20 protein-coding genes are annotated in these 21,426 nt (G+C 61.9%); 4 read left to right on the top strand and 16 right to left on the bottom strand.

Annotated elements, in window-relative coordinates; genetic code table 11:
• From FY112_RS11880 to FY112_RS11870, 3 genes are all read right to left on the bottom strand, one after another.
• The coding region (locus FY112_RS11880; protein ID WP_151518466.1) for a TIM barrel protein at window positions 1-687 on the bottom strand (687 nt) is incomplete at its 3' end.
• Window positions 688-701: 14 nt separating this feature from the next.
• On the bottom strand, window positions 702-1,646 hold the full coding sequence (gene ltnD, locus FY112_RS11875) for an L-threonate dehydrogenase (protein WP_151518465.1): 945 nt from the start codon (window positions 1,644-1,646) through the stop codon (window positions 702-704).
• 68 nt (window positions 1,647-1,714) lie between these two features.
• Entirely contained in the window at window positions 1,715-3,031 is a 1,317-nt protein-coding gene (locus FY112_RS11870) for an MFS transporter (RefSeq protein ID WP_026158218.1), read from the bottom strand.
• Between the two features lie 240 nt (window positions 3,032-3,271).
• On the opposite strand from FY112_RS11870, the gene FY112_RS11865 reads away from it, so the two are divergent.
• From FY112_RS11865 to FY112_RS11850, 4 genes are all read left to right on the top strand, one after another.
• On the top strand, window positions 3,272-4,270 hold the full coding sequence (locus tag FY112_RS11865; RefSeq protein ID WP_151518464.1) for a LacI family DNA-binding transcriptional regulator: 999 nt from the start codon (window positions 3,272-3,274) through the stop codon (window positions 4,268-4,270).
• A 16-nt stretch (window positions 4,271-4,286) separates the two neighbouring features.
• The gene (locus FY112_RS11860) at window positions 4,287-4,961 is read left to right on the top strand and encodes an aldolase (protein WP_017956779.1); all 675 of its coding nucleotides are present in this window, start codon (window positions 4,287-4,289) and stop codon (window positions 4,959-4,961) included.
• 169 nt (window positions 4,962-5,130) lie between these two features.
• Window positions 5,131-5,799: a haloacid dehalogenase type II gene (locus FY112_RS11855; protein ID WP_151518463.1), complete on the top strand. Its 669-nt coding sequence runs from the start codon at window positions 5,131-5,133 to the stop codon at window positions 5,797-5,799.
• 13 nt (window positions 5,800-5,812) lie between these two features.
• Entirely contained in the window at window positions 5,813-7,087 is a 1,275-nt protein-coding gene (locus tag FY112_RS11850) for an FAD-binding oxidoreductase (RefSeq protein WP_151518462.1), read from the top strand.
• 44 nt (window positions 7,088-7,131) lie between these two features.
• Here FY112_RS11850 and FY112_RS11845 read toward each other — a convergent pair whose 3' ends face one another.
• The 13 genes from FY112_RS11845 to FY112_RS11785 all read right to left on the bottom strand — a co-directional run.
• Window positions 7,132-7,437, bottom strand: coding sequence for a DUF982 domain-containing protein (locus FY112_RS11845; protein WP_027664660.1), 306 nt, complete (start codon window positions 7,435-7,437; stop codon window positions 7,132-7,134).
• Between the two features lie 105 nt (window positions 7,438-7,542).
• Window positions 7,543-7,764, bottom strand: coding sequence for a hypothetical protein (locus FY112_RS11840; protein WP_151518467.1), 222 nt, complete (start codon window positions 7,762-7,764; stop codon window positions 7,543-7,545).
• Complete coding sequence (locus FY112_RS11835) at window positions 7,761-8,714, bottom strand: ThiF family adenylyltransferase (protein WP_151518461.1); 954 nt, start codon at window positions 8,712-8,714, stop codon at window positions 7,761-7,763. The genes FY112_RS11840 and FY112_RS11835 overlap by 4 nt, the downstream gene beginning before the upstream one ends.
• A complete protein-coding gene (locus FY112_RS11830; protein WP_151518460.1) occupies window positions 8,714-10,297 on the bottom strand; it encodes an HEXXH motif-containing putative peptide modification protein in 1,584 nt (527 codons plus the stop codon). The genes FY112_RS11835 and FY112_RS11830 overlap by 1 nt, the downstream gene beginning before the upstream one ends.
• Before the next feature lie 105 nt (window positions 10,298-10,402).
• The gene (locus tag FY112_RS11825; protein ID WP_151518459.1) at window positions 10,403-12,097 is read right to left on the bottom strand and encodes a S8 family serine peptidase; all 1,695 of its coding nucleotides are present in this window, start codon (window positions 12,095-12,097) and stop codon (window positions 10,403-10,405) included.
• A gap of 33 nt (window positions 12,098-12,130) precedes the next feature.
• Window positions 12,131-13,162: a phosphatase PAP2 family protein gene (locus FY112_RS11820; protein ID WP_017956772.1), complete on the bottom strand. Its 1,032-nt coding sequence runs from the start codon at window positions 13,160-13,162 to the stop codon at window positions 12,131-12,133.
• A gap of 41 nt (window positions 13,163-13,203) precedes the next feature.
• Window positions 13,204-15,159 carry an SARP family transcriptional regulator gene (locus FY112_RS11815; protein WP_151518458.1) on the bottom strand — a complete coding sequence of 652 codons (1,956 nt, stop codon included), beginning with the start codon at window positions 15,157-15,159 and terminating at the stop codon, window positions 13,204-13,206.
• 227 nt (window positions 15,160-15,386) lie between these two features.
• Window positions 15,387-16,844, bottom strand: coding sequence for an NAD-dependent succinate-semialdehyde dehydrogenase (locus FY112_RS11810; protein ID WP_151518457.1), 1,458 nt, complete (start codon window positions 16,842-16,844; stop codon window positions 15,387-15,389).
• Between the two features lie 15 nt (window positions 16,845-16,859).
• A complete protein-coding gene (locus FY112_RS11805) occupies window positions 16,860-17,903 on the bottom strand; it encodes a tartrate dehydrogenase (RefSeq protein WP_151518456.1) in 1,044 nt (347 codons plus the stop codon).
• A 9-nt stretch (window positions 17,904-17,912) separates the two neighbouring features.
• Window positions 17,913-19,376: an aldehyde dehydrogenase family protein gene (locus FY112_RS11800; RefSeq protein ID WP_151518455.1), complete on the bottom strand. Its 1,464-nt coding sequence runs from the start codon at window positions 19,374-19,376 to the stop codon at window positions 17,913-17,915.
• A 129-nt stretch (window positions 19,377-19,505) separates the two neighbouring features.
• Window positions 19,506-19,859 carry a cupin domain-containing protein gene (locus FY112_RS11795; RefSeq protein WP_020047262.1) on the bottom strand — a complete coding sequence of 118 codons (354 nt, stop codon included), beginning with the start codon at window positions 19,857-19,859 and terminating at the stop codon, window positions 19,506-19,508.
• A gap of 24 nt (window positions 19,860-19,883) precedes the next feature.
• Entirely contained in the window at window positions 19,884-20,807 is a 924-nt protein-coding gene (locus FY112_RS11790; RefSeq protein ID WP_151518454.1) for a glyoxylate/hydroxypyruvate reductase A, read from the bottom strand.
• 26 nt (window positions 20,808-20,833) lie between these two features.
• Window positions 20,834-21,426 (bottom strand): M20/M25/M40 family metallo-hydrolase (locus FY112_RS11785; protein ID WP_151518453.1); only part of this gene is annotated, 593 nt, incomplete at its 5' end.

Genomic DNA, 21,426 nt, shown 5'->3' with positions numbered 1-21,426 from the left:
AAGGCGATCGATTTCGCCGAACAGATAGGGATAATTCAGCTCCTCCCCATCCGGCTCGTTGCGGGACGGCACGCTGGCGATCTGGATATGGCCGGCAATCGGCAGCAGGCGTCGCAACGCCATGGTGACGTCGCCATGGATGATCTGGCGGTGATAGATGTCGAACTGGAGCTTCAGGTTCGGCAGACCGCATTCGGCGATCAGCCGCTCGGCGGCGCCGAAGTCGTTGAGGAAATATCCAGGCATGTTTCGGCCGTTGATCGGCTCGAGCAGCAGATCGATGCCCTTTTCCGCAAGCCGCCCGGCAGCATAGGTGACGGAGCGCCGATAACAGGAGGAGGCGTCTTCGTCATGAAGGTCGGCGATGCCTGCCATCAGGTGCAACCGTCTGACGCCCGTTGCCGCCGAATAGTCCAGTGCCCGCTCAACATCGGCTTTCAGCGCATCGAACCGTCCGGGAAGAGCGGCGATGCCACGTTCGCCTGCTGCCCAGTCGCCCGGCGGCAGGTTGAACAAGGCCTGCTGCAGATTGTTGCGGGCAAGCCGTTCGGCGATTGCCTCGGGCGTGGCTTCATAGGGAAAGAGGTATTCGACGGCGGCAAAGCCGGCATCGGCTGCGGCGTCGAAGCGGTCGAGGAACGCCCATTCGTTGAACATCATCGTCAGGTTGGCGGCGAAAACCGGCATGTCTAGCGTTCCTTCTACAGGCTCTGCGGCTCTTTGGTGGAGCTGGGCAATTCAGCGCCGGAAAGCCTGGCATAGAGCCGCGCCAGCGAGGAATCGTCATCACGGCCCATGCCGGCCCCGGAGGCGGCCAGATACATCTGCAAGGCCGCTGCCGCCAGCGGTACCGGGTAGCGCTCGGAGCGGGCCATGTCTTGGACGATACCGAGATCCTTGACGAAAATCTCGATGCTGCTGAGCGGAGTATAGTCTCCGGCCAGCACATGCGGCACGCGGTTTTCGAACATCCAGGAATTGCCGGCCGAAGCCGTGATCACCTCATAGACCTTGTCGAGGTCGAGGCCCTGCTTGGCGGCAAAGGTTATGGCCTCGCAGGCAGCCGCGATGTGCACGCCGGCGAGAAGCTGGTTGATCATCTTGAAGGCAGCACCTTTTCCGGCCTCGTCGCCAAGCTCGTAGACCTTGCTCGCCATGGCGTCGAGACCCGGGCGCGCCGTATCGAAGGCCTGGCCGGAGCCGGATGCCATGATCGTCAGTTCGCCACGCGCCGCCTTGGCCGCGCCGCCCGAAATCGGCGCGTCGAGGTAATGCAGGCCGAGAGCCTCCGTCCGCTCGGCCAGATCGCGTGCGACGGCGGGATCCATGGTTGCCGACGAAATGAAGACGGCACCGGGCTTCATTGTGCTCGCGACGCCTTGAGGCCCGAACAGCACGGCCTCGGTCTGCGCGCCGTTGACGACTACGGAGACGACGATGTCGGCGTCCTTTGCCGCAGCGGCAGGGGTCGCCGCGCCACGTCCGCCCTCGGCGACAAAGCGGTCTACCGCCGCCGGCGTGATGTCATATCCAACGACGTCGAGACCTGCGCGCTTCATCGACTGGGCCATTCCAAACCCCATAGAACCAAGACCGATGACGGCTGCGACAACGGCCGAGCCCGAGTTTTCAGCAAGCGGTGACATGAGGAGCTTCTCCAGTCTCTTGAGAAAGGTCTGCGCCCCTCCGGGTGCCGTCCCGGAGGGGCTGTGGTTTAGCGATTGACGGTTTTCGCCGGAACCGTCAACACGGCCAGCGAACCGATGACCAAGGCAGCCGCCAGCAGATACATGCCGGCGCTGTTGGTGCCGGTGAAGTCTTTGAGATAGCCTACCAGAAACGGCCCGAGAAACCCGGCGAGATTACCGACCGAGTTGATCCAGGCAATGCCGGCCGCAGCGCCCGTGCCGGCGAGAAACGCCGTCGGAAGCGACCAGAACAGCGGCGCGCAGCTGATGGCGCCGGCAGCAGCCAGCGAGAGGCAGGCAATCGAGACCGCCGTGCTCGTCGCCATCGTCGCTGCGACGAAGCCACCGGCGGCGATGAGGGCTGGGACGACGAGGTGCCAGCGGCGTTCGCGCAGCCTGTCGGCGGAACGTCCGAGCGCCAGCATCACGACGAATGTGCAGATATAGGGGATCGCGGAAATCAGGCCGATATTGAGGTTTCCGTTGACGCCTGAGGCCTTGACGATGGTCGGCATCCAGAAATTCAGGCCATATTGCCCGAGCACGAAGCAGAAATAGATCAGGCACATCAGCCAGACGCGGCGGTCGGTCAGCGTTGCGCCGATGCTGTGCGGGCTTGCTGTCTTGGCCCGGTTCTCCGCCTCGATATTGGCCGTCAGCACGCGTTTTTCCTCACCGCTCAGCCATTTCGCGCCCTGGATCGTATCATCAAGGTAGAAGAACGTCGCAACGCCGAAAAGAATAGCCGGAATGGCTTCGATCAGGAACATCCACTGCCAGCCGGAAAGTCCGTGCGTGCCGTGAAAACTATCCATCAAGAGACCCGAAAGCGGATTGCCGAAAATGGCGGATATCGGGATCGCGGACATGAAGGTGGTGATGATCCGGGCGCGGCGATGGGCCGGATACCAGGCGGTCAAGTAGAGAATGATGCCGGGAAAAAATCCGGCTTCGGCAACGCCCAGCAGGAAACGCAGAACATAGAAGACGGTTTCCGACGAGGTGAACATGAAGGCGGCGGAAATGATGCCCCAGGTGACCATGATGCGGGCGATCCACACCCGCGCGCCAACCTTGTTCATGATGATGTTGCTCGGCACTTCAAACAGAAAATAGCCGATGAAGAAAATGCCTGCGCCGATGCCATAGGCGGCTTCGGAGAGGCCGAGTTCGCTCGACATCTGCAGCTTGGCGAAGCCGACATTGACGCGGTCGAGATAGGCGACCACGTAGCACAGCATCAAAAAGGGTACGATGCGCCAGAATACCTTGCCATAGGCACGGTCTTCGAGCGTCTGGGCGGGATGTGCGCCAACAACTGGCGCCTGCGTCTCCAGCGTCATGATTTTCTCCTCCGATTGTTGCCGCGGTCTCCTTGAGATCCTACCGCGGCACGCCATGCCGTTTTTGGCAGCGCTGCCATTCTCATTAATTCATTTTGGCAGCGCTGCCAACGGCAAATTGGTAGCGCTGCCAAAAAAACCTTGCTTCTTGACGGCAGCGGTGAAAAATGGGGGCAGAGCGGTGGTCATCGGGCGGGCAGGCCGGGCAACCACCTCAACAGTCGGGTTCAAAACGTAACGATGGAATTCAAACATCAGGCGACGGTGACGCTTGCCGAGGTCGCAGAAGCGGCCGGTGTTGGCGAGAGCACGGTGTCGCGCGTACTGCGCAACCACGGTTCGTTTTCCGGCAAGACGCGCGAGCGGGTAATGGTCGCCGTCGAGCGGCTGGGCTATGTGCCGAACCGGATCGCGGGAACGCTCGCCTCCACCGGTTCGCGTCTTGTCGCCTTCGTCATTCCGTCTTTGTCCAACATCGTCTTTCCCGATGTGCTGCGCGGCGCGAGCGCCGTTCTGGAAGAAAACCGGTATCAGGCGGTTTTCTCCGTGACCGATTATGATCCGGGCAAGGAAGAAGCGCTCGCTGCTGCGATGCTTGCCTGGCGGCCGGCGGCGGTCATGCTGGCGGGATGCGAGCATACCGAGGGCACGGTGAAGATGCTGCGCGCCAGCGGGTGCCGGGTCGTCGAGCTGCTCGATCTCGACGGTGATGCTCTCGATATCGCGGTCGGCTTCTCGAACCGCGCGGCCGGGCGGGAGAGCGCTGCCTTCCTGTTCAAGCGGGGCTATCGCCGGATCGGCTATGTCGGTCACGACCTGAACCGCGACACCCGCGCCGGCAAGCGGTTTTCCAGTTTCTGCGAAACGCTCGATGCGCATGACGCCCCGCTCGTCGCCCGCGAAATTCTCCCGGGCGCCTCGTCCGTGGAAAACGGCAGGTTAGGGCTTGAGCGGCTGCTTGCCCGGGCGACCGATCTTGATGCGGTTTATTTCTCCAACGACGACATGGCGCTTGGCGGCTATTTTCATTGTCTGGCCGAGGGGATCGCGATCCCCTCGAAGCTCGCCATTTTCGGCTATAACGGCCTCGATATCGGCCGGGCAACACCGCAGCCGTTGTCGACCATCCGAACGCCGCGCGTGGCGACCGGGGAGATCGCCGCGCAACTGGTCGTCGCCAATGCGCCGCCGCAGGCCGTCGATCTCGGCTTTGAACTGATCGAAGGGGCAACCGCCTAATATTGGAGGAACTGTCATGTCCGACGCGCGCCTGCGTGAGGAAATCTGCCGATACGGCCGCTCGCTGTTCGAACGCGGGCTGACGCCCGGTTCGTCGGGCAACATATCGCTGCGGCTGGAGGATGGCGGCTGGCTGGTTACGCCGACCAACGCCTCGCTCGGCTTTCTCGACCCGGCGCGGATCTCCAGGCTCGATGCCGAAGGCCGGCTCCTATCCGGCGACAAGCCGACCAAGGAAATTCCGCTGCACACCGCCCTTTACGATACGCGCGGCAGCGCCCGCGCCATCGTCCATCTTCACTCCACCCACGCGGTGGCACTGACCATGCTGCCGGAGATCGATCCGCGCGCCGCCCTGCCGCCGATGACGCCATATTATCTGATGCGCGCCGGTGAAACCGCGCTGGTGCCCTATTATCGTCCCGGCGATCCGGCGGTGGCCGACGCGATCCGCGGGCTGGCGGGCAAGTATTCGTCGGTGCTGCTGGCCAATCACGGACCTGTTGTTGCCGGCGACAGCCTGGAGGCGGCGGTCTTTGCGACCGAGGAACTGGAGGAAACGGCGAAGCTCTATCTGCTGTTGCGCAACCTCAATCCTCGTTTCCTCAGCCCGGCGCAGGTGGCCGATCTCGTCAACACCTTCGGCCTCGACCTTCCGTCGCATCACGATCACGATCACGACGGCGATTGAAGGCATCACTCCGCCGGCCGTCGACCGGGGCAAGCGCACAACCTTCTGCCAAACCCTGCTTTCGATACGATAGATTCTGCTTCGGATGCCGGTAATTCAGGCGAGCGGCGGGTGAAGCGGTGCCTATGATTGTGAAACGTCCCGGTTCCAATCGTTCAAGGATACGCAGATGACGACCTTCCGTCCGAAATACATCACCTTCGACTGCTACGGCACGCTGACCAACTTTCAGATGGCGGAAGCGGCGCGCGATCTCTACGGCGAAGAGCTCGACGAGCCACGCATGGCGGAGTTCATCAAGAATTTCGCCGCCTATCGGCTCGACGAGATTATGGGCGACTGGAAACCCTATGCCGAGGTGGTGCACAATTCGCTCGAGCGGACATGCAAACGCAACGGCGTGACCTTTCGCGATGAAGCCGCCCGGATGGTCTATGAGCGCGTTCCGACCTGGGGGCCGCATCGCGACGTGCCCGAGGGCCTTGCCAGAGTTGCCAAGGAAATTCCGTTGGTCATCCTGTCCAATGCCATGGACGCCCAGATCATGTCGAATGTCGAGAAGCTCGGCGCCCCCTTCCATGCGGTCTACACCGCTCAGCAGGCGAATGCCTACAAGCCGCGTTTCAAAGCCTTCGAATATATGTTTGATATGCTGGGCTGCGGGCCGGAAGACGTGCTGCATTGCTCGTCATCCTTCCGCTACGACCTGATGTCGGCCCACGATCTCGGCATTAAGAACAAGGTTTGGGTCAATCGCGGCCACGAGCCGGCCAACCCTTATTACGGTTATGTCGAAATTCCTGGCATCTCGGGCCTGCCTGGCGTCGTCGGGCTCTGACGGAGACACGCGGATGCAGTTCGAATCCTACTGGCACGACACGGCCCAAGCCTTTGTCGGCGGCGCCCAAGGCCTCGTCGAAGGACATTACGACGTCGCCGTCATCGGCGCCGGCTTCACCGGGCTTGCCGCAGCGCGCCAGCTCGCAAAGGCCGGCGTCAAGGTCGTGGTGCTGGAAGGCGAACGGGTCGGCTGGGGGGCGTCCGGGCGCAATGGCGGCCATCTCAACAACGGGCTCGCCCACAGTTTCCTGTCCGCCAAATCAGCACTCGGCGTGGACCGGGCCGTCGCCCTCTATAAGGCGTTCGACGATTCCATCGACACGATCGAGGCGATCATCGCCGAAGAGGGGATCGACTGCAATTTCCGCCGCGCTGGCAAGCTGAAGCTTGCCTCCAAGCCGCAGCATTTCGATGCCATTGCCCGCAATTTCGAGGCTGTTCACAAAGAGGTCGATCCGGACACCGCACTTCTGACGGCGAGTGATCTGAAAAGCGAGGTCGGCTCGCCCTTCCATGGCGCCATGCTCTCGAAGAAGAGTGCAATGATGCATATGGGCCGTTATGTCGCCGGGCTCGCCACTGCAGCCGCCCGTCACGGCGCCGTCATCTTCGAAAAGGCGGCAGTAACCGCGCATCGGCAGGGCAACGGCCGCCACAGCCTTGAGACGGTACGCGGCACCGTCACCGCAGACCACGTGCTGGTCGCGACAGGCGCCTATACGCCCTCGCTCTTCAGCTATTTCCGCCGCCGGATCGTTTCCGTCGGCAGCTTCCTGATTGCCACGCGTCCGCTGACCGACGCCGAAATCGCCGCTACGATGCCGGGCAATCGAACCTGTGTGACGTCGATGAACATCGGCAACTATTTCCGGTTGTCGCCCGACAGGCGGCTGATCTTCGGCGGTCGCGCCCGCTTTTCCGCAACATCGGATCAGCGATCGGACGCAAGGAGCGGCGACATTCTGCGCGCCAGTCTGGCTGAGATCTTCCCGCAGCTTGCCGGCGTCGAGATCGACTATTGCTGGGGCGGGCTCGTCGACATGACCAAGGACCGCTATCCGCGCGCCGGCTATGTCGACGGCGTCTGGTATGCCATGGGTTATTCCGGCCACGGCGCCCAGCTCTCCACCCATCTCGGGATGATCATGGCCGACGCCATCCTCGGCAAGGCCGACCGCAATCCGATCAAGGGCCTCGACTGGCCGGCCGTTCCCGGTCACTTCGGCAAGCCGTGGTTCCTGCCGCTCGTCGGGCTCTATTACAAGACCCTCGATCGCTTCCAGTAACGGGCCGGAAGCAGGATTGAGATGAGCGCCAGCGCGGCGGTCAACTATCTGGCCTCGCTGACCGGGTAGATCCTGAGAATCCCAAGGCGGTTATCAGTCGTGATCGCTGCAATACCCGCTTCATATGCCGCGCGGACGATTGCCTCATGCAATTGTTCCGGTTCGCTCTCTCCGGTAAGGACCTCCAAACAGATTCTCACCGCTGTGAGGAATTCCTCACCATCGTCGGTGGGCCATTCCTTCAGCAACAGCTGGGCAGCCTCGTGAACGGTACGGATCACCTTGCGATCTTTCCCTTCGGCAAAAACAAGAATTATCGTTGGGAACTTTCTCACCATATCGAATCTCATTGCCCCTGAACTCCGCGGGACGGCCAATGCCGAGTCATGGTTTGGACCGGGATTGGCCACACATGCTCGTCAACCATCTCCCGTGTCGTTTCGACAATCACGTGCCTATCCTCCGGTTGGTGGGGAGGAGGAGTTCGCTAGACTGGCTTTTAGCTCGCGGGCTGCCGCCTCAAGGAGTCGCTTGAATTCTTCGGAGGTCACGCCATCCGCGCGCATCACGATGGCGATCAGCGGATCACGAAGAGCTTCGGTTATCGTCAGCTCCTCGTTCTTTCCGGCAGTTGCGCCAACGGGGCTACAATATTCCGAGGAAAATAGCGCGATCATGGACATACCTTAAATTCGAGGGGGTTGGAGAGAGCGCAGCTCGGCTTGATCGCCTTGAGGTCCAATATCCATTGGTGTCCCCGGGCGACCGAGTGTCTCGAAAGGCAGTTTTGGGCGATCTGCGACACGGCAAGGCCGGCGACCAATGGGTTGTCGACGGTGGCCGGCGGGGCGCGAAAGCTGTCGTCGGTTGCGACTTGTGTGGCGCAATGGCAGACGGAACATGTGTCCTCATGCAGCAAGACCAAAGGACCTGCCATGCAATAGTTTGCAGAGCGGCCCACATGCAGATGCGGCGGCAGGCCGGCTTCCAATGCTCGGCAGGCCGACAGCAGATCTTGGGCTGGACGAGAATCGTCGCCGGCGAAAATGAAGAACGGGTTATTAGCGTAGTCTGCGATTAACCGCAGCGCCGAGGCGCCTTCCGCAAATTCCGGCAGCGTGAAGACATAGGCCGAGAAACCCGCGGCCAGATGGGTTGCCAGCCTGTCGGTCTTCAGCCAGCCGAGATCAGCCTCACCTGCCCAAGGGAGACGGTTCAAATCGTTTTCGTCGATACGATCGGCATCCACGAGAAGGAAATGGCGCGCGCCGAGGGCCGCGAGCTGGATGGCGATCTGTGAGCCCAAGTCGCCGCATCCGATGATGACGAAGTCGATATCGCCAAACCGTGCGATGTCGCGTTGCCGATGGAGAGGTGTCAGGATGGCGTCGTGGTGATCGATTGCGGCGGAGTCATATTCGTCCTCCGCCGGCATATCGGAAGCCTTCAACGAGACGACGAATGAAGACCTGGTAACATGGGGGCTCTGTTCCTCGACAGAATCGGCACTATTGCCGGTGAACAGAGCCCCCCGGCCGCCCCGCCCAAGGCTGTGGGTGACGAGGTTCGGGAAGTCGACGGACGCGGTGGCGGTCGCCGATAATCGTTTGGACCGATCATTGACCATCACATCGCCTCCATGTCGCTGGGTGCAACTCCGCGGATCGTCGCGGCGTAGTGACCGTAATCCTCATCCATCGCATGGTCGGGGGTCTTCACAATCACGTGGAATTTGCCGTCGTACCAGAGGCTGACATTGTCGCCGCTGTCATCGATCTCTCGCCGGCCCATCCGAGGATCGATCGGCTCCTTGCCGCGCAGCAGCATCTGTCCGATATCCCAGGCTTGGCGATCGAGAACTCGCTGGCGCTCGGCAAGATGCGCCTGCCGGTGCGCAATGGGTTCTTCGGCAAGCAACTGGCTGACGAGGAACAAGATCCGACTGCTCCAGGAAGGAATGGCGGCGATGTCTGGGAGGTCGAGGAGGACATCGCCGCCGAGACGTTCGATTCCTTTCCGAGCGATGTCGATAAGCGGGACTTGCCGCGCGGCATAGGCGATTATGAATGCCGCTTTCCGGGCGCGGCGCTCAGGATCCGTCTCGGTGGATAGGCATGCCATGCGCAAGGCGCACTCCCAGGGAATGGTGTAGGCCGTATGCAGGATGCTCTCGAGCGTCTGTAAGTCCTTCTTGTATGGGGAAACATATTGGAACTCGCCGGGCAGGGATGCCGCCGCCGAGGCCGTATAGAACCCGAGCAGGATATTCCCCGCCTCATGAAGCAGTTGGGCCGCTGTCGCAGCATGATCGCCGGCGCGCAATCTCTCTCTGGAAAGGACGATGAGCGCGCTGCCCGGCAATTCGTTCGAACTCGAAAAGGAGCACTGCGGTTCGCGCCGCACGCCAACGTAAAGCGTGTGCAGGCCGGCGATCAGACGCTGATGGCCGTACTCGTCCAAGTCCGCGATCAATGCGAAGGCCCTCTCCAGATGGTCGGCGATTCGATCCAATTCCGCATCGTCGGTGATCGGATAGCCGGGCCGGGGATAGTCCGGCATGCATTGGCGGAGGAGGGCTTGCATGATACGGCTTCGCGCCGGACTTTCGATGTGCACGAGGCCGATGCCGCAAGAGAGCCGGCACGCTGTCTGACGTTCGAGTTCAAGATCCGATGCGATCAGATCCGGCTGCAGATAGCGGCCGACGACCTGCACATCGGGGCGGGCTGCCTGCCATTCCAGACTGCGCGCGAGCGCACCCATCCAGGCTGCAAGTACGGATGAACGGTAAGGGTCGGCGCCGACCGGTCCGGCAACCGCTGGCGGAAGCTCCGGCAGGCGAGTGTATCCGCCATCTGCAAGGTCGGGGAAATAACCTGACAGTGCCTCTACCCCAGCCGAACAACCGGCGAGCTTCGAAGCCGCCGCAAGCGTGCGGCCATATTGGAAGCGTCGCTTCAAAAGGTTGCGTGTTGCCACGCGCTGCAGGGAGACGGAACTTGCCATCAGGGGATTGCGCTTGAGCAGGAGGCGCGCCTCATCTGCCAACTGTTGTATGCGTGACGCGGACATCGGCAGCCTCCGTGAGTTTGTCTTCGGGCGGATCAAGGTTGCATCTCGGGCAAGAATGCCGGAGTTCGGGCCGGCTTCGTCGAGTATTGGAACGGTATGCGCCGTCCGTTGAGAGGCACTATTGCCCAAGGGCGTCATTCGCCCGCCAGTACCGCGTTAAAAATCCGTAAAAAGGGGCGTAAACAAAGAAAAAGCCCCCTCGATAGAGGAGGCTTGGAATCTCTCGAAAAGCATCCCCGGGCTTCAGATGGCCAGGGCTGCCTGTACCGCTGCCCGCGCATTTGGCAGGCCCGATCCAAAGAAATAGCCCATCTCGACGGCGTCCTCGCTTTCGGCGTTCATGCAATCCGCCGTCAATTTCCTCGTACCGGGGGCGACAATGGCGTCCAGGCGGGATGTGGTCTTCAGAATCGATTTCACTTGAGGTCCCGAGAGGCGGTCACCCAGATTGTGGCGGCTTTTGTAGGCACGCTGTATCAGGGCACATAGCCCGCCCACCTGCGCCGACGCGCCTGATGTGCCCCCGAAGGTGGTGTAGTATCCGCCCCCGGTGCCGGGATTGGTTCCGAACGGCACGACGGCCGACCACGGATTGGAGCCATGATCATAGCCGAAAATCCCCGATAGGTCGGTCGTCAGCAGCGAGAAGTGCGAATAGCAATATTCCCGCGTTCGAAAAGCGCTGTAGTCGTGCTGCGCGGCAAATGGAGAAAGCCGGTCGAGGCGCAACTGATGCCTGTTGAAGACTTCCCCGTCGTCGGAGGGGGAGACAACCGTCAATCCTTCGCCGTAATTGCTGTAGCCCGAACGGAAACCTTCGACGGTAACGGCTCCAACTGCAATGACGCCGTTGTTGTCGGCGGCAAGACTTGCCGGATAGATCAGCTGGCTCTCGCCACTGTTTCCTGCGGCGCAGACGATCGGGATGTGCCGGCTGATGGCGAGGATGAGTTGTTTGAGGACATGCCATGGGCGATCCGGATTGGAGCCTTTCTGCGCAGCCTTCGGCTCCAGTTCAGGCCCACCCTGATCAGCAAGGGCAATGCGCGTGAACAGATTGGCGGCATCCTGGTTTTTCCACAATTCCAGGTCGGCCTTCAGCTCGTTCTTCGGATCAACGATGCTGTGTTTCGGGTCAGGCAGACCGCGCGGCAAGACGATTACGTCTGCTTTCTGAATATAGGCATAAAGGAAGGCCGCAATGAACTGCCTGACATCGTCTTCGAAGGACGTTCTGATCGAGATGAGCCTCGAGAAAGGATCAACGCCGAAATAGGGGATGACATTGCGATTGCCGCTCGTATGCAGCTCGTCGCCATTCCCGTAGAAGGCTCCTTCCGGCGGAAGGCTTGAGGTGCCCTCTTCCGCAACAACGGCGGGTTCGCCGACGATCAGCCCAGCGCAACAGGTACCATGCGACGCAAACAGCGATTCCGGATTGTAGAGCCGCCGGAGAACACCCTCCGACGCGGCGTATTCGGCAACCAGATCACCGAGATAGTCTCGGTCGTCGTTCGAAAGGCCCATATTGCCGAGCGGAGCGATGTCGAGCCCGGCAAAGAAGGCATGTCTTTCCTCGCGGTCAAAAGACGTGGTCGTATCGAGAATTTCGAGCACGCGGGCGCCGTAGCGATGGGTCGTCAAATCGATTGACGCCTCCCGGTCAAGCCGGGTTGCCAGATTGGGATGATCCGGAGATACGCCGACATCGATCAGCGCGACCCGTGCGGGTCGCAGCGGGCCGGCGGAAGCGATGGCATCCCAGACCGTGCCGGTGATGAGGGGATCGGGCAGCGTGCGCGCGGCGCTCGCATCGGGCGCTGGAGGCGCCGGTGGAGCCGATCCGTATTCCGCGTCGACTACGCCAAGAGCAGTCAGGTGCCAGAGATAGTAGTAGTTGATCGGCGCGGGCTCAGGCATTTGTGTTTGATCCGTCATGGTTGTAACCCTGTTGAGCAGCAGCGGGAGAATTCAGACCCATTCGTCGTGTACGGCCTGGAACAGAGGACCGAACGCGTCGTGGAGGTAGGGAGCGAAGCGTCGGGCGAGATCTCGCCCTGCCTGCGTGTCGCTCGGATAGTGCAGGCCGGCCCATTCGCGATTTTCGGCGACGTTCTGGGCGATGCGGGCAAGCTCGTCGGTAGCGGGATGTTCCGGCAGGATCGTCGAGAACGCGAAGGCGATCGAAAAGCACTGGAACGAATGGTTGCTGGGATAGGACTCGTGAACCGGCACGGACAGCAAAGGCCGCAGCAAGGGCTCAAACTGGTTTGGTCGCTGCCGGTTGAACTGGCTCTTGTAGATCAGTCCGACATATTCGCAGGCCGTCAGGATCGCCTGGAAAAGGCCCTCCGTCTGCTCGAAACCGCCGAGATCCTCGATATACAATGCGCGGGTGAATTCCCCGACAGAGATCGTCGACTCGATTTGGATGTCGGGCAGGCGCCGCACGCGTTCGCGGTCGCGGCGCTGCATAGAGAGCAGCACCGTCGTTTCGAGGCGGGTATAATCCGGGCCGGGCGGCGGAAGTATATCCAGCATTTCCCAGGTGAAGCGCCGAGCCGCGGTATAGGCGTTGCGTGACGGCTGCTGGTGCAGCCTGCGCAGCTCGAAGGAGGGGATAAGCTGCGACACGCCGAGGCTGGCGCCGTCCATCGTCGACTTGTTCTTGTTTTTGTTCTTGTTCTTATTTTTGTTCTTGTTTTTGTTCAACGACGCCTTGTTGAGCACCGACTTGTTCGCCACGCTCGTGAGGACCGAGGCTGCGGCCATTGTCGCCATCATCGGCTCGGCCAGAGGCGATGCATCTTCACCCGTGCCGGAGAAAAGCGCAGGTTCGGAGGCCGCATCAGGTGCAGCCGGCGACGCGCCAGCGATAGGATCAGCACCGGCATCGTCCCTCGGTTCGCATGGAAGGACCGTATCCGGCTCAATCCTGAATTTATAACTGTTTAGAAATAAAACTAATTTTGATTGCGATTCGTGGGCAGTGTCCGCTTCCATTGCAGCCTCCTTGCGCGATGATGTGAAGAATTGTCCGAGGTTCAGCGCAGCTTGGCGCCGGCCTTGAGCAGGCCGTCGATCAAGATCTGGCCGCCGCCTGTGTCGAGCAGCGGATAGCCGCTGCCGCGGAAGGCGTTTATAGAAAAGCCGCCCTCGACTGCCTCAAGGCGCTGCAGGTAATGCCGCGCGCCGCCGAGATCGTTGGAATGGGCATGACTGGAGGCAAGATAGCGCAGCAGGCTGTTGAAGTTCGGTCGTGCCCGCAAGGCTTCTTCGCCTGCGGCTATGGCTGCGGCATGATCGCCTGCAAGCGCTGCCGCAATGCATTTGGTCGTATCGAAGTAATATTTATGCGGGCTGTAGACGCCGAGTTCCTGTACCCAACGTGCCATCGCCACCGCCTTGTCGGGCTGGCCCGCATAGCAGTGCAGCATTGCGTAGAGGTCCCAACCGAGCGGCAGGGCCGGATTCAGGCGGATCGATTTTTCGAACAGGTTGGCCGCATAGTCGTATTCGCCGAACAGGAACGAATGGACGTGGCCGACGAGCGCGAGCGACACGGAATTCTGCGGATCGAGTTCCAGCGCCTTGCGTGCATAGGCCTGGGCTTCCTCGATCAGATGCGCGTCCAGCGCGTTGAAGCCTTGGCCAACCTGGAAAGTGCGAATGAATGACAGCCAGGCAAAAGTCGATGACCGCGGCTGATACTGGATCTGTTCTTCCAGCCGCCGTTCCGCGTTATCGAGGTCGTCGCGCGACAGCCGGAAGATCGCATTGACGGCATCGATCAGGAGACCGTCTTGCGACAATCGACTGTCGGTTGCCTGGATCTCCTGGAAATAGGCCAGCTGATCGACTGCCTGGCTGATCAGCGCAGCGGCGATGCCGAACTCGCCCCGCTCGAACTGCGTGCGGTTGATTGCCTGACTGCCCAGCCAATGAATACGGTTGTTGATCAGGTGCTTCATCACCAGTTCGATCAGCACCATGTCACCATCAAACGTCAGGCGAAGCTGTAGGCATATGGGAAGGCTGATCTGCTGTTCGTTCTCTTCAATATGCGGCAAGGTGAAGGAGAGGTCGGTGACGCCAAAGCCCAGCCCATCGATGATGGCTTTTGCAATGAGGTTCTGGAACCGTGTCGCAGCAATTTGTCCGCCCTCTCCGGCACCCACCACGATGGGGGACAGAAGAGCCATCATCCATTGCCAGCCACCGCCGCCCCGCCGCCCATATGGGTCGCTGCTGGCGATGTCCACGGGTTTACCTGTTCTCGACGTATCCGGGGCGCCTGTTAACGGCAGCAGGGCGGAATGTTTGGCGATATCGCGGCTCGGCTGCTGTCGCGGCTCGAATACATCGTGGACTTGTCCTTCATCGAGACGGCGATACCAGTTTTGCCTTTCCAGCGCCAACCAGTCCTCGAATTCGGGATCGCGGATGTCGATACCTTCGAGCAATTCGTCGGTAACTTGATCCGGAGACCGCTCCGTCCGAACCACCAGGTCGGTATCGAGCGCGAGTCGGTCCATATCCAGCCAAACGGTATTCTTATCCGCAATCAAGAGATCGCGTGCCGGCCCCAGACTCTTATGAATGTCCAAAAGCGCCTGGCGTAGACTGGCTGCCGCCTGGTCATCGGAGCGATCGCTCCATAACTTGTCCCTAAGCCAGATTCTCGAGCGCGAGCCCCGGGTGGACAATGCAAGCATTGCCAGAAGAGCCTGTGCCTTTTTGGATTTCGGAGCAACCGACCGCCCCCCGGCGTCCACAAGGGCAAAAGGCCCAAGCAGGAACATCCGAAACGGATAGTGCTCCTTGTTTATGCGATCCAACGGCCCCGCCCCCGCTGCCTCCGATACGCTCGTTTGGCGGCCGGAAAACCTGGCATCCAGGGGCCAGTCTGCCACAACTTCGGCTCCTGACAAGCAACCGGGAAGGGAAACCGGGATTGCGAAATGTAAATCTATGCTATGACGATGATCGAACTGAAGCATAACCGGTTGAAATCCCTCTGCGTAACTTCGCAAAGCGGCCGTAGCATCCTGCCGTCAAAGCAGCGTCAAAGAAATGTTGTTTAGGCACCGTAATTTTGCAGGCATCCGCTAAAGGCTGCGGAGTACTTTAAAACGACGTGTCGGAGTTGCTCCAGCAGGAGCATCGACCGTCGCTCCGATCATCCAGCGCCGGGATGATGTCCCGGCGCTCTTTTGTTTTCCTGTAGTCAGGCGAGCCCGCCGATGTGGAAGCTCTTCATTTCGAGATATTCCTCGATGCCGCATTGCGCGCCCTCCCGGCCAAGACCGGATTGTTTGACGCCGCCGAAGGGAGCCACCTCGGTCGAGATCGCCCCTGTGTTCAGGCCGACCATCCCGAATTCGAGCGCTTCGGCGACACGCCAGGAGCGTTTCAGGCTCTCGGTGTAGAAATAGGCCGCAAGCCCGAAGGGCGTGGCGTTGGCGATGCGGATCGCCTCCTCCTCGTGGTCGAAACGGAAAAGCGGGGCAACAGGCCCGAAGGTCTCTTCGCTGGCAAGCTGCATCTCGGTCGTCGCACCGCCAAGCACCATCGGCACCGCATATTGATCGCCTTCAGGCACGGAACCCGCGGTGGCGAGGATCCTCGCTCCCTTTTCCACAGCATCGTCGACATGACGCTTGATCTTCTCGATCGCTGCCTTGTTGATCATCGGCCCGATATCGGTGCCGGCATCCGTGCCGGCCCCGACCTTCATGGCCGATACGCGCGCGGAAAGTTTGGCGGCAAAGGCCTCATAGACGCCGGACTGGACGAGAAGCCGGTTGGCGCAGACGCAGGTCTGCCCGCCATTGCGGAATTTCGAGGCGATCGCGCCTTCCACGGCAAGATCGAGATCGGCGTCGTCGAAGACGATGAAGGGTGCGTTGCCGCCGAGTTCGAGGCTGAGCCGCTTGACGCTGTCGGCCGCGCCGCGCATCAGCAGCGAGCCGACGCGGGTCGAGCCGGTGAAAGAGATCTTGCGCACGGTCTGGTTCGCCATCAGTTCGTCGCCGATGCCGGCCGGCATGCCGGTGACGATATTGATCACGCCCTTGGGGATGCCGGCGCGCTCCGCCAATACGCCGAGCGCCAGCGCCGAAAAAGGGGTGAGGTCCGATGGCTTGACGATGACGGTGCAGCCCGCGGCGAGTGCCGGCCCGACCTTGCGGGTGATCATCGCATTCGGAAAATTCCACGGCGTGATGATCGCCGATACGCCGACGGGCTCTTTCAGAACGACGATCCGCCGATCTGCCGTCGGCGAGGGGATGGTCGTTCCGCCGATGCGGCGCGCCTCCTCGGAGAACCATTTGATGAACGAGGCGCCGTAGCGGATTTCACCGCGCGCTTCCGTCAGCGGCTTGCCCTGTTCCCTCGTGAGGATCAGCGCCAGATCCTCGATATTGTCGAGCATCAGATCGTGCCAGGCTTCCAGCAATGCGCCGCGCTCGGCATTGGTCTTTGCGCGCCATGGACCAAAGGCCCTTTCCGCCGCGGCGATCGCCGCCCTCGTATCGGCTTCGTCCATGTCGGGCACCGTGCCCAGCACATGCTGCGTCGCCGGGTCGATCACCTCGATCGCGTGCCCGGCTACTGCCTCGCGCCATTCTCCGTCGATCAGCCCCTGCTGGCGAAGCAGGCTGCAATCCCTCAATCCGTTCATTCTGTTCTCCATTGATCAGCCAAGTGCCGAAAGCACCGATGCCGTGATGGCGTCGGTCTTGTCCTTGCCGGGAATTGCGCCGATGCCGCGTGCCGTCGTCGCCTCGATTGATGCCATCACCCTTGCAGCGGCAGCCGTTTCTCCGAGATGCTCCAGCATCATCGCGCCCGACCAGATGGCGGCGATCGGATTGGCGATGCCGAGATCGGCGATATCGGGCGCCGAGCCGTGGACCGGTTCGAACATCGACGGCGCCGAGCGATCGGGATTGATATTGGCGGAGGCGGCAAAGCCGAGCCCGCCCTGGATGGCGGCGCCGAGGTCGGTCAGAATATCGCCGAACAGGTTGGAAGCGACCACGACGTCGAGACTATCAGGCGCCATGACCATGCGGGCGGCCATGGCGTCGATATGGTAGCTGGTCACCTCGACATCGGGATATTCCGCTGAAAGCCTCTGGGTGATCTCGTCCCAGAAGACCATCGAATATTTCTGGGCGTTGGACTTCGTCACCGAGGCAAGCTTGCCGCTGCGCGCACGCGCCTGCTCAAAGCCGAAACGCAGGATGCGCTCGACCCCTTTGCGGGTGAAAATCGAGGTCTCTACAGCTACCTCGCTATCGGTCCCCTGGTGGACGCGACCACCGGCGCCGGAATATTCGCCCTCGGTATTTTCACGAATGCAGAGGATGTCGAAGCCATCGGACCGCAACGGTCCCTGCACACCCGGCAGCAGCCGGTGCGGGCGGATATTGGCATACTGCACGAAAGCCTTGCGGATCGGCAGCAAAAGCCCATGCAGCGACACCGAATCCGGCACTTTGCGAGGCCAGCCGACGGCGCCGAGCAGGATGGCATCGAAGGATCTGAGCGTTTCGATGCCATCCGCGGGCATCATGCTGCCGTTCTCCAGATAGTAGTCGCAGGACCAGGGATAGCTGGTTGCGTCAAGAGAAAATCCGTTCAGGCGCGCTGCCTTTTCGAGCACGGCCCAGGCTGCTGCCGTCACGTCACGGCCGATGCCGTCTCCGGGCAGAAGGGCGATTTTGTAGGTTTTCATCGCAGATCCTCACAGGCTGATGAGCACACTCTTGCTCTTGCGGTTGGCGAGATAGGCGTCGCGGCCGAGATCCTTGCCGATGCCGGACTGCTTGTAGCCGCCGGTCGGCAGGATATGGTCGCGCGAGCGGCCGTAGCGGTTGACCCAGACGGTGCCGGCCTGCAGGCGGCGGGTCACGCGGGTGGCGCGTGAGAGATCGCGGGTGAAGAGGCCGGCGGCGAGCCCATAGGCCGGATGGTCGGCGAGGCTCAGCGCCTCTTCCTCGTCCTTGAAAGTCTGAATGGTCAGCACCGGTCCGAAGATCTCCTCGAGAACCGCCGGCGACGTTGCCGTCACCCCGGAAATCAGGGTCGGTGCGTAGAAATAACCTTCGCGGTCGAGCCGGCGGCCACCGGTGAGGCACTCGGCGCCGTCGTCGATCGCGGCGCGGATGATGTCGTCCATGCGGGCGATCTGTCGTTCGGAGATGACGGGCGAATAATCTGTTGCCTCATCCCAGGTGGGGCCGGGGCGGATGGCCGCCAGCCTCTCGATAAGTGCGGCTGCGAGCGCGTCCGCCACCTTCGCCTCGACGATGAGGCGGGATCCGCAAACGCAGGCCTGACCGGCGTTGGAGAGAATGCTGCCGGCGATTGCGCCCGCCGCAAGCTCGAGATCGGCATCGGCGAAGACCAGCTGCGGGCTCTTGCCGCCGAGTTCGAGCGTCATCGGCTTTATGCCGGTGCGGGCGATGTTGGTCATGATCGCCGCGCCGGCCGCGGTCGAGCCGGTGAAGCTGACCTTGGAGATGCCCGGATGTCCGGTGATCGCATTTCCTGTGGTCGGGCCGTCGCCGAGCACGATGTTGACGAGACCGGCCGGCAGGCCGGCTCGCACCGAAAGTTCGGCGAGATAGAGCGTCGAAAACGGCGTCATTTCCGATGGCTTCAGCACCACCGCATTGCCCGCCGCCAGCGCCGGGCCGAGCTTCCAGCCGGCCATGGACAAGGGAAAATTCCAGGGCGTGATGGCGCCGACGACGCCATAAGGTTCCGTCATGATCATGCCGAAATTTGCGTCGTCAGTCGGGACGAGGTCGCCGCCTTCCTTGTCGGCGAATTCGGCAAAGAAGCGGATTTGCTCGGCGGTGACGGCGATGTCGCCGGCGACGAGATGACCGATGGGCCGTGTCGAGGAAAGCGCTTCGAGCCTGGCGAGGGTCTCCGCCTCGGCTTCGATCAGGTCCGCCCAGCGCTGCAGCGCCACGGTGCGCTCGCGCGGCCGCACGCCGCCCCAATTACTCGCCTTCAATGCGGTCCTGGCGGTTTCGACGGCCTGGTCGACAAGCGCCTCGTCGGCCAGCGGACAGCCGGCATAAGCCTTGCCGTCGGATGGACGGTGCATGTCGATGACGGCTTCGGCCGGAACCAGCCGGCCGCCGATGAAATGCCCGACGGGCAGGGAAATCGTGTTCGGATCGAAGCTGAGTGTCATCGCATGTCCTCGGGATGGGCTGAGGCAAGCCTAACTGGACAACGCGAGCAGCATGCGTCGACCGGTGTTGCCGCAGCGGCGAAAAATTGCGTTTTCGCCGCTGCCGCAGTCAAATCTACGGCGTCGGCATCACGACACGGTGACGTAGATCTTGCGCACCGTCTCGATCGTCTTCCAGACGCCAACGAAGCCCGGCTTCATGACGAAGCTGTCGCCGGCCTTGTAGACTACCGGTTCACCACCTTCCGGCGTGAGTTCGACCAGGCCGGACAGGATATGGCAGAATTCGAACGTCTCCCCCTTGATCGAGCGCGTCTCGCCGGGTGTCGCTTCCCAGACGCCACTATGAACCGTCTCGCCGCGAGCAACGTCCTGCGCCCAGGTCTTGAAGGCAGGATTGCCCGAGATCAGCCGTTCGGGCAGGGGGCCGGATTCGCGCGGCGCGAAGGATGGGTTGGTGTCGATCGTCTTGAGGAGGGACATGATTTGCTTTCCTAGGTTGAGGACTCAGTAGCCACGGCTGCGATCGACTAGGCCGATCGGATCGACGCCCGCCTGGTGCCGTTTGATGTTGCCGATCACCGCCGTCGCGGCGGTTTCAGGCTGGGTGACGCTCGCAATGTGCGGCGTCAGCAGGATCTTCGGATGGTTCCAGAAGGCGTGGTCCGCAGGCAGCGGCTCCGGATCGGTGACGTCGACGACGGCGCCGGAGAGTTGCCCGGCGTCGAGCGCGTCGACGAGCGCCTGATGGTCGAGCTGAGGGCCGCGGCCGACATGGACGAGTGCTGCGCCGGTCGGCAGTCCGGCGAAAAGCTCGGCATTCAGGAAGCCGCGCGTCTCGTCCGTCAGCGGCAGCAGGCAGACGAGAATGTCGGTGGTTGCAAGCAGAATATCGAGACCGTCGCGGCCGCTCAGGCATCGGATGCCGTCGATTTCGCGCGGGCCGCGGCTCCATCCCGAAAGCGGAAAGCCGAAGGGCTGCAACCGTTCGAGCATGGCGCTGCCAAGCATGCCGAGCCCGAGCACACCGATGCGGCGTTCCGAGGCCTGCCTAGAAGCAATCGTCTGCCAGGTCCGGCGCCGCTGCTGGTCGAGATAGGCCGGCAAGTCGCGATGGAGCGCAAGGACGGCCAGCGTCACATATTCCTGCATCATCCTGACGATGCCGTCCTCGACCATGCGCACCACCTTCACCGACGCCGGCACCGCATCGATATGGAACTGGTCGATGCCTGCGCCGATCGAAAACAGGATTTCGAGATTGCGGTAGCGGGCGAGATCATCCGGCACGGTCCAGGTGATCAGGTAGCGCACGGCGTCCGGTTCGACCGATTTGGGATCCATGGAGAAAGCAATGTCGGGCATTTCGCGCGCGAAGGCTTCGGCGAAGATGGCGCCGCGCTTCGCATCGGAATTGAAGAGAAAGGTCATGGCGTCGGCTCCTTGATCCGATGTCATCAGGTGCAGCGGCGGCCAAGCGCCTCGACCATCGCCTGGCAGGCGAGCAGTTCGCTGGCGAGGACGAATTCGTCCGGCTTGTGGGCGCGGCCGATGTCGCCGGGGCCGCAGATGATCGCATCGATGCCGGCGCGCTGGAAAAGGCCGGCCTCCGTGCCGTAGCTGACGGCAGCGAGCGGCTCGATGCCGGTCAGTTCGCGGAGCAGCGCCGCAAGCGGCGCATCGGCGGCCAGCGAAAGCGCCGGATAGGCGCTGAGTTCGCGCCATTCCACCTGAAAGCCGCGCTGCGACAACCCCTCGGCCGCTGCCCGGAGCGGCGCCAGCAGCGTGATCGGATCGACGCCGGAAATAGCCCGCGCTTCGAACTCGGCCTCGCAGGTGTCGGGAATGATGTTGACCGCCTGGCCGCCCTTCAGCGTGCCGACCTGAAGCGAGGAGTAGGGCGGTTCGAAGACAGGCTCGAACGGACCGGAGACGAGCCGTTCGGCTTCGGCTGTAGCGCAAGCCAGGACGTCAGTGATGGCATGGATTGCGTTCAGTCCCTGGTCCGGGCGCGAAGAGTGGCCGGACCGGCCCCTGACCGTCAGCCGGG

Origin of the sequence: Rhizobium sp. PEPV16 (genome assembly GCF_008919455.1) — a bacterium.
GTDB classification, from domain to species: Bacteria; Pseudomonadota; Alphaproteobacteria; order Rhizobiales; family Rhizobiaceae; genus Rhizobium; species Rhizobium leguminosarum_Q.
This window is presented reverse-complemented; position numbering and strand designations above follow the sequence as displayed.

Bases quoted from the DNA above. Each gene is read 5' to 3' on its own strand.
- ltnD (WP_151518465.1), bottom strand. From the start codon at position 1,646: ATGTCACCGCTTGCTGAAAACTCGGGCTCGGCCGTTGTCGCAGCCGTC.
- FY112_RS11870 (WP_026158218.1), bottom strand. From the start codon at position 3,031: ATGACGCTGGAGACGCAGGCGCCAGTTGTTGGCGCACATCCCGCCCAG.
- FY112_RS11865 (WP_151518464.1), top strand. From the start codon at position 3,272: ATGGAATTCAAACATCAGGCGACGGTGACGCTTGCCGAGGTCGCAGAA.
- FY112_RS11860 (WP_017956779.1), top strand. From the start codon at position 4,287: ATGTCCGACGCGCGCCTGCGTGAGGAAATCTGCCGATACGGCCGCTCG.
- FY112_RS11855 (WP_151518463.1), top strand. From the start codon at position 5,131: ATGACGACCTTCCGTCCGAAATACATCACCTTCGACTGCTACGGCACG.
- FY112_RS11850 (WP_151518462.1), top strand. From the start codon at position 5,813: ATGCAGTTCGAATCCTACTGGCACGACACGGCCCAAGCCTTTGTCGGC.
- FY112_RS11845 (WP_027664660.1), bottom strand. From the start codon at position 7,437: ATGAGATTCGATATGGTGAGAAAGTTCCCAACGATAATTCTTGTTTTT.
- FY112_RS11840 (WP_151518467.1), bottom strand. From the start codon at position 7,764: ATGATCGCGCTATTTTCCTCGGAATATTGTAGCCCCGTTGGCGCAACT.
- FY112_RS11835 (WP_151518461.1), bottom strand. From the start codon at position 8,714: ATGGTCAATGATCGGTCCAAACGATTATCGGCGACCGCCACCGCGTCC.
- FY112_RS11830 (WP_151518460.1), bottom strand. From the start codon at position 10,297: ATGACGCCCTTGGGCAATAGTGCCTCTCAACGGACGGCGCATACCGTT.
- FY112_RS11825 (WP_151518459.1), bottom strand. From the start codon at position 12,097: ATGACGGATCAAACACAAATGCCTGAGCCCGCGCCGATCAACTACTAC.
- FY112_RS11820 (WP_017956772.1), bottom strand. From the start codon at position 13,162: ATGGAAGCGGACACTGCCCACGAATCGCAATCAAAATTAGTTTTATTT.
- FY112_RS11815 (WP_151518458.1), bottom strand. From the start codon at position 15,159: ATGCTTCAGTTCGATCATCGTCATAGCATAGATTTACATTTCGCAATC.
- FY112_RS11810 (WP_151518457.1), bottom strand. From the start codon at position 16,844: ATGAACGGATTGAGGGATTGCAGCCTGCTTCGCCAGCAGGGGCTGATC.
- FY112_RS11805 (WP_151518456.1), bottom strand. From the start codon at position 17,903: ATGAAAACCTACAAAATCGCCCTTCTGCCCGGAGACGGCATCGGCCGT.
- FY112_RS11800 (WP_151518455.1), bottom strand. From the start codon at position 19,376: ATGACACTCAGCTTCGATCCGAACACGATTTCCCTGCCCGTCGGGCAT.
- FY112_RS11795 (WP_020047262.1), bottom strand. From the start codon at position 19,859: ATGTCCCTCCTCAAGACGATCGACACCAACCCATCCTTCGCGCCGCGC.
- FY112_RS11790 (WP_151518454.1), bottom strand. From the start codon at position 20,807: ATGACCTTTCTCTTCAATTCCGATGCGAAGCGCGGCGCCATCTTCGCC.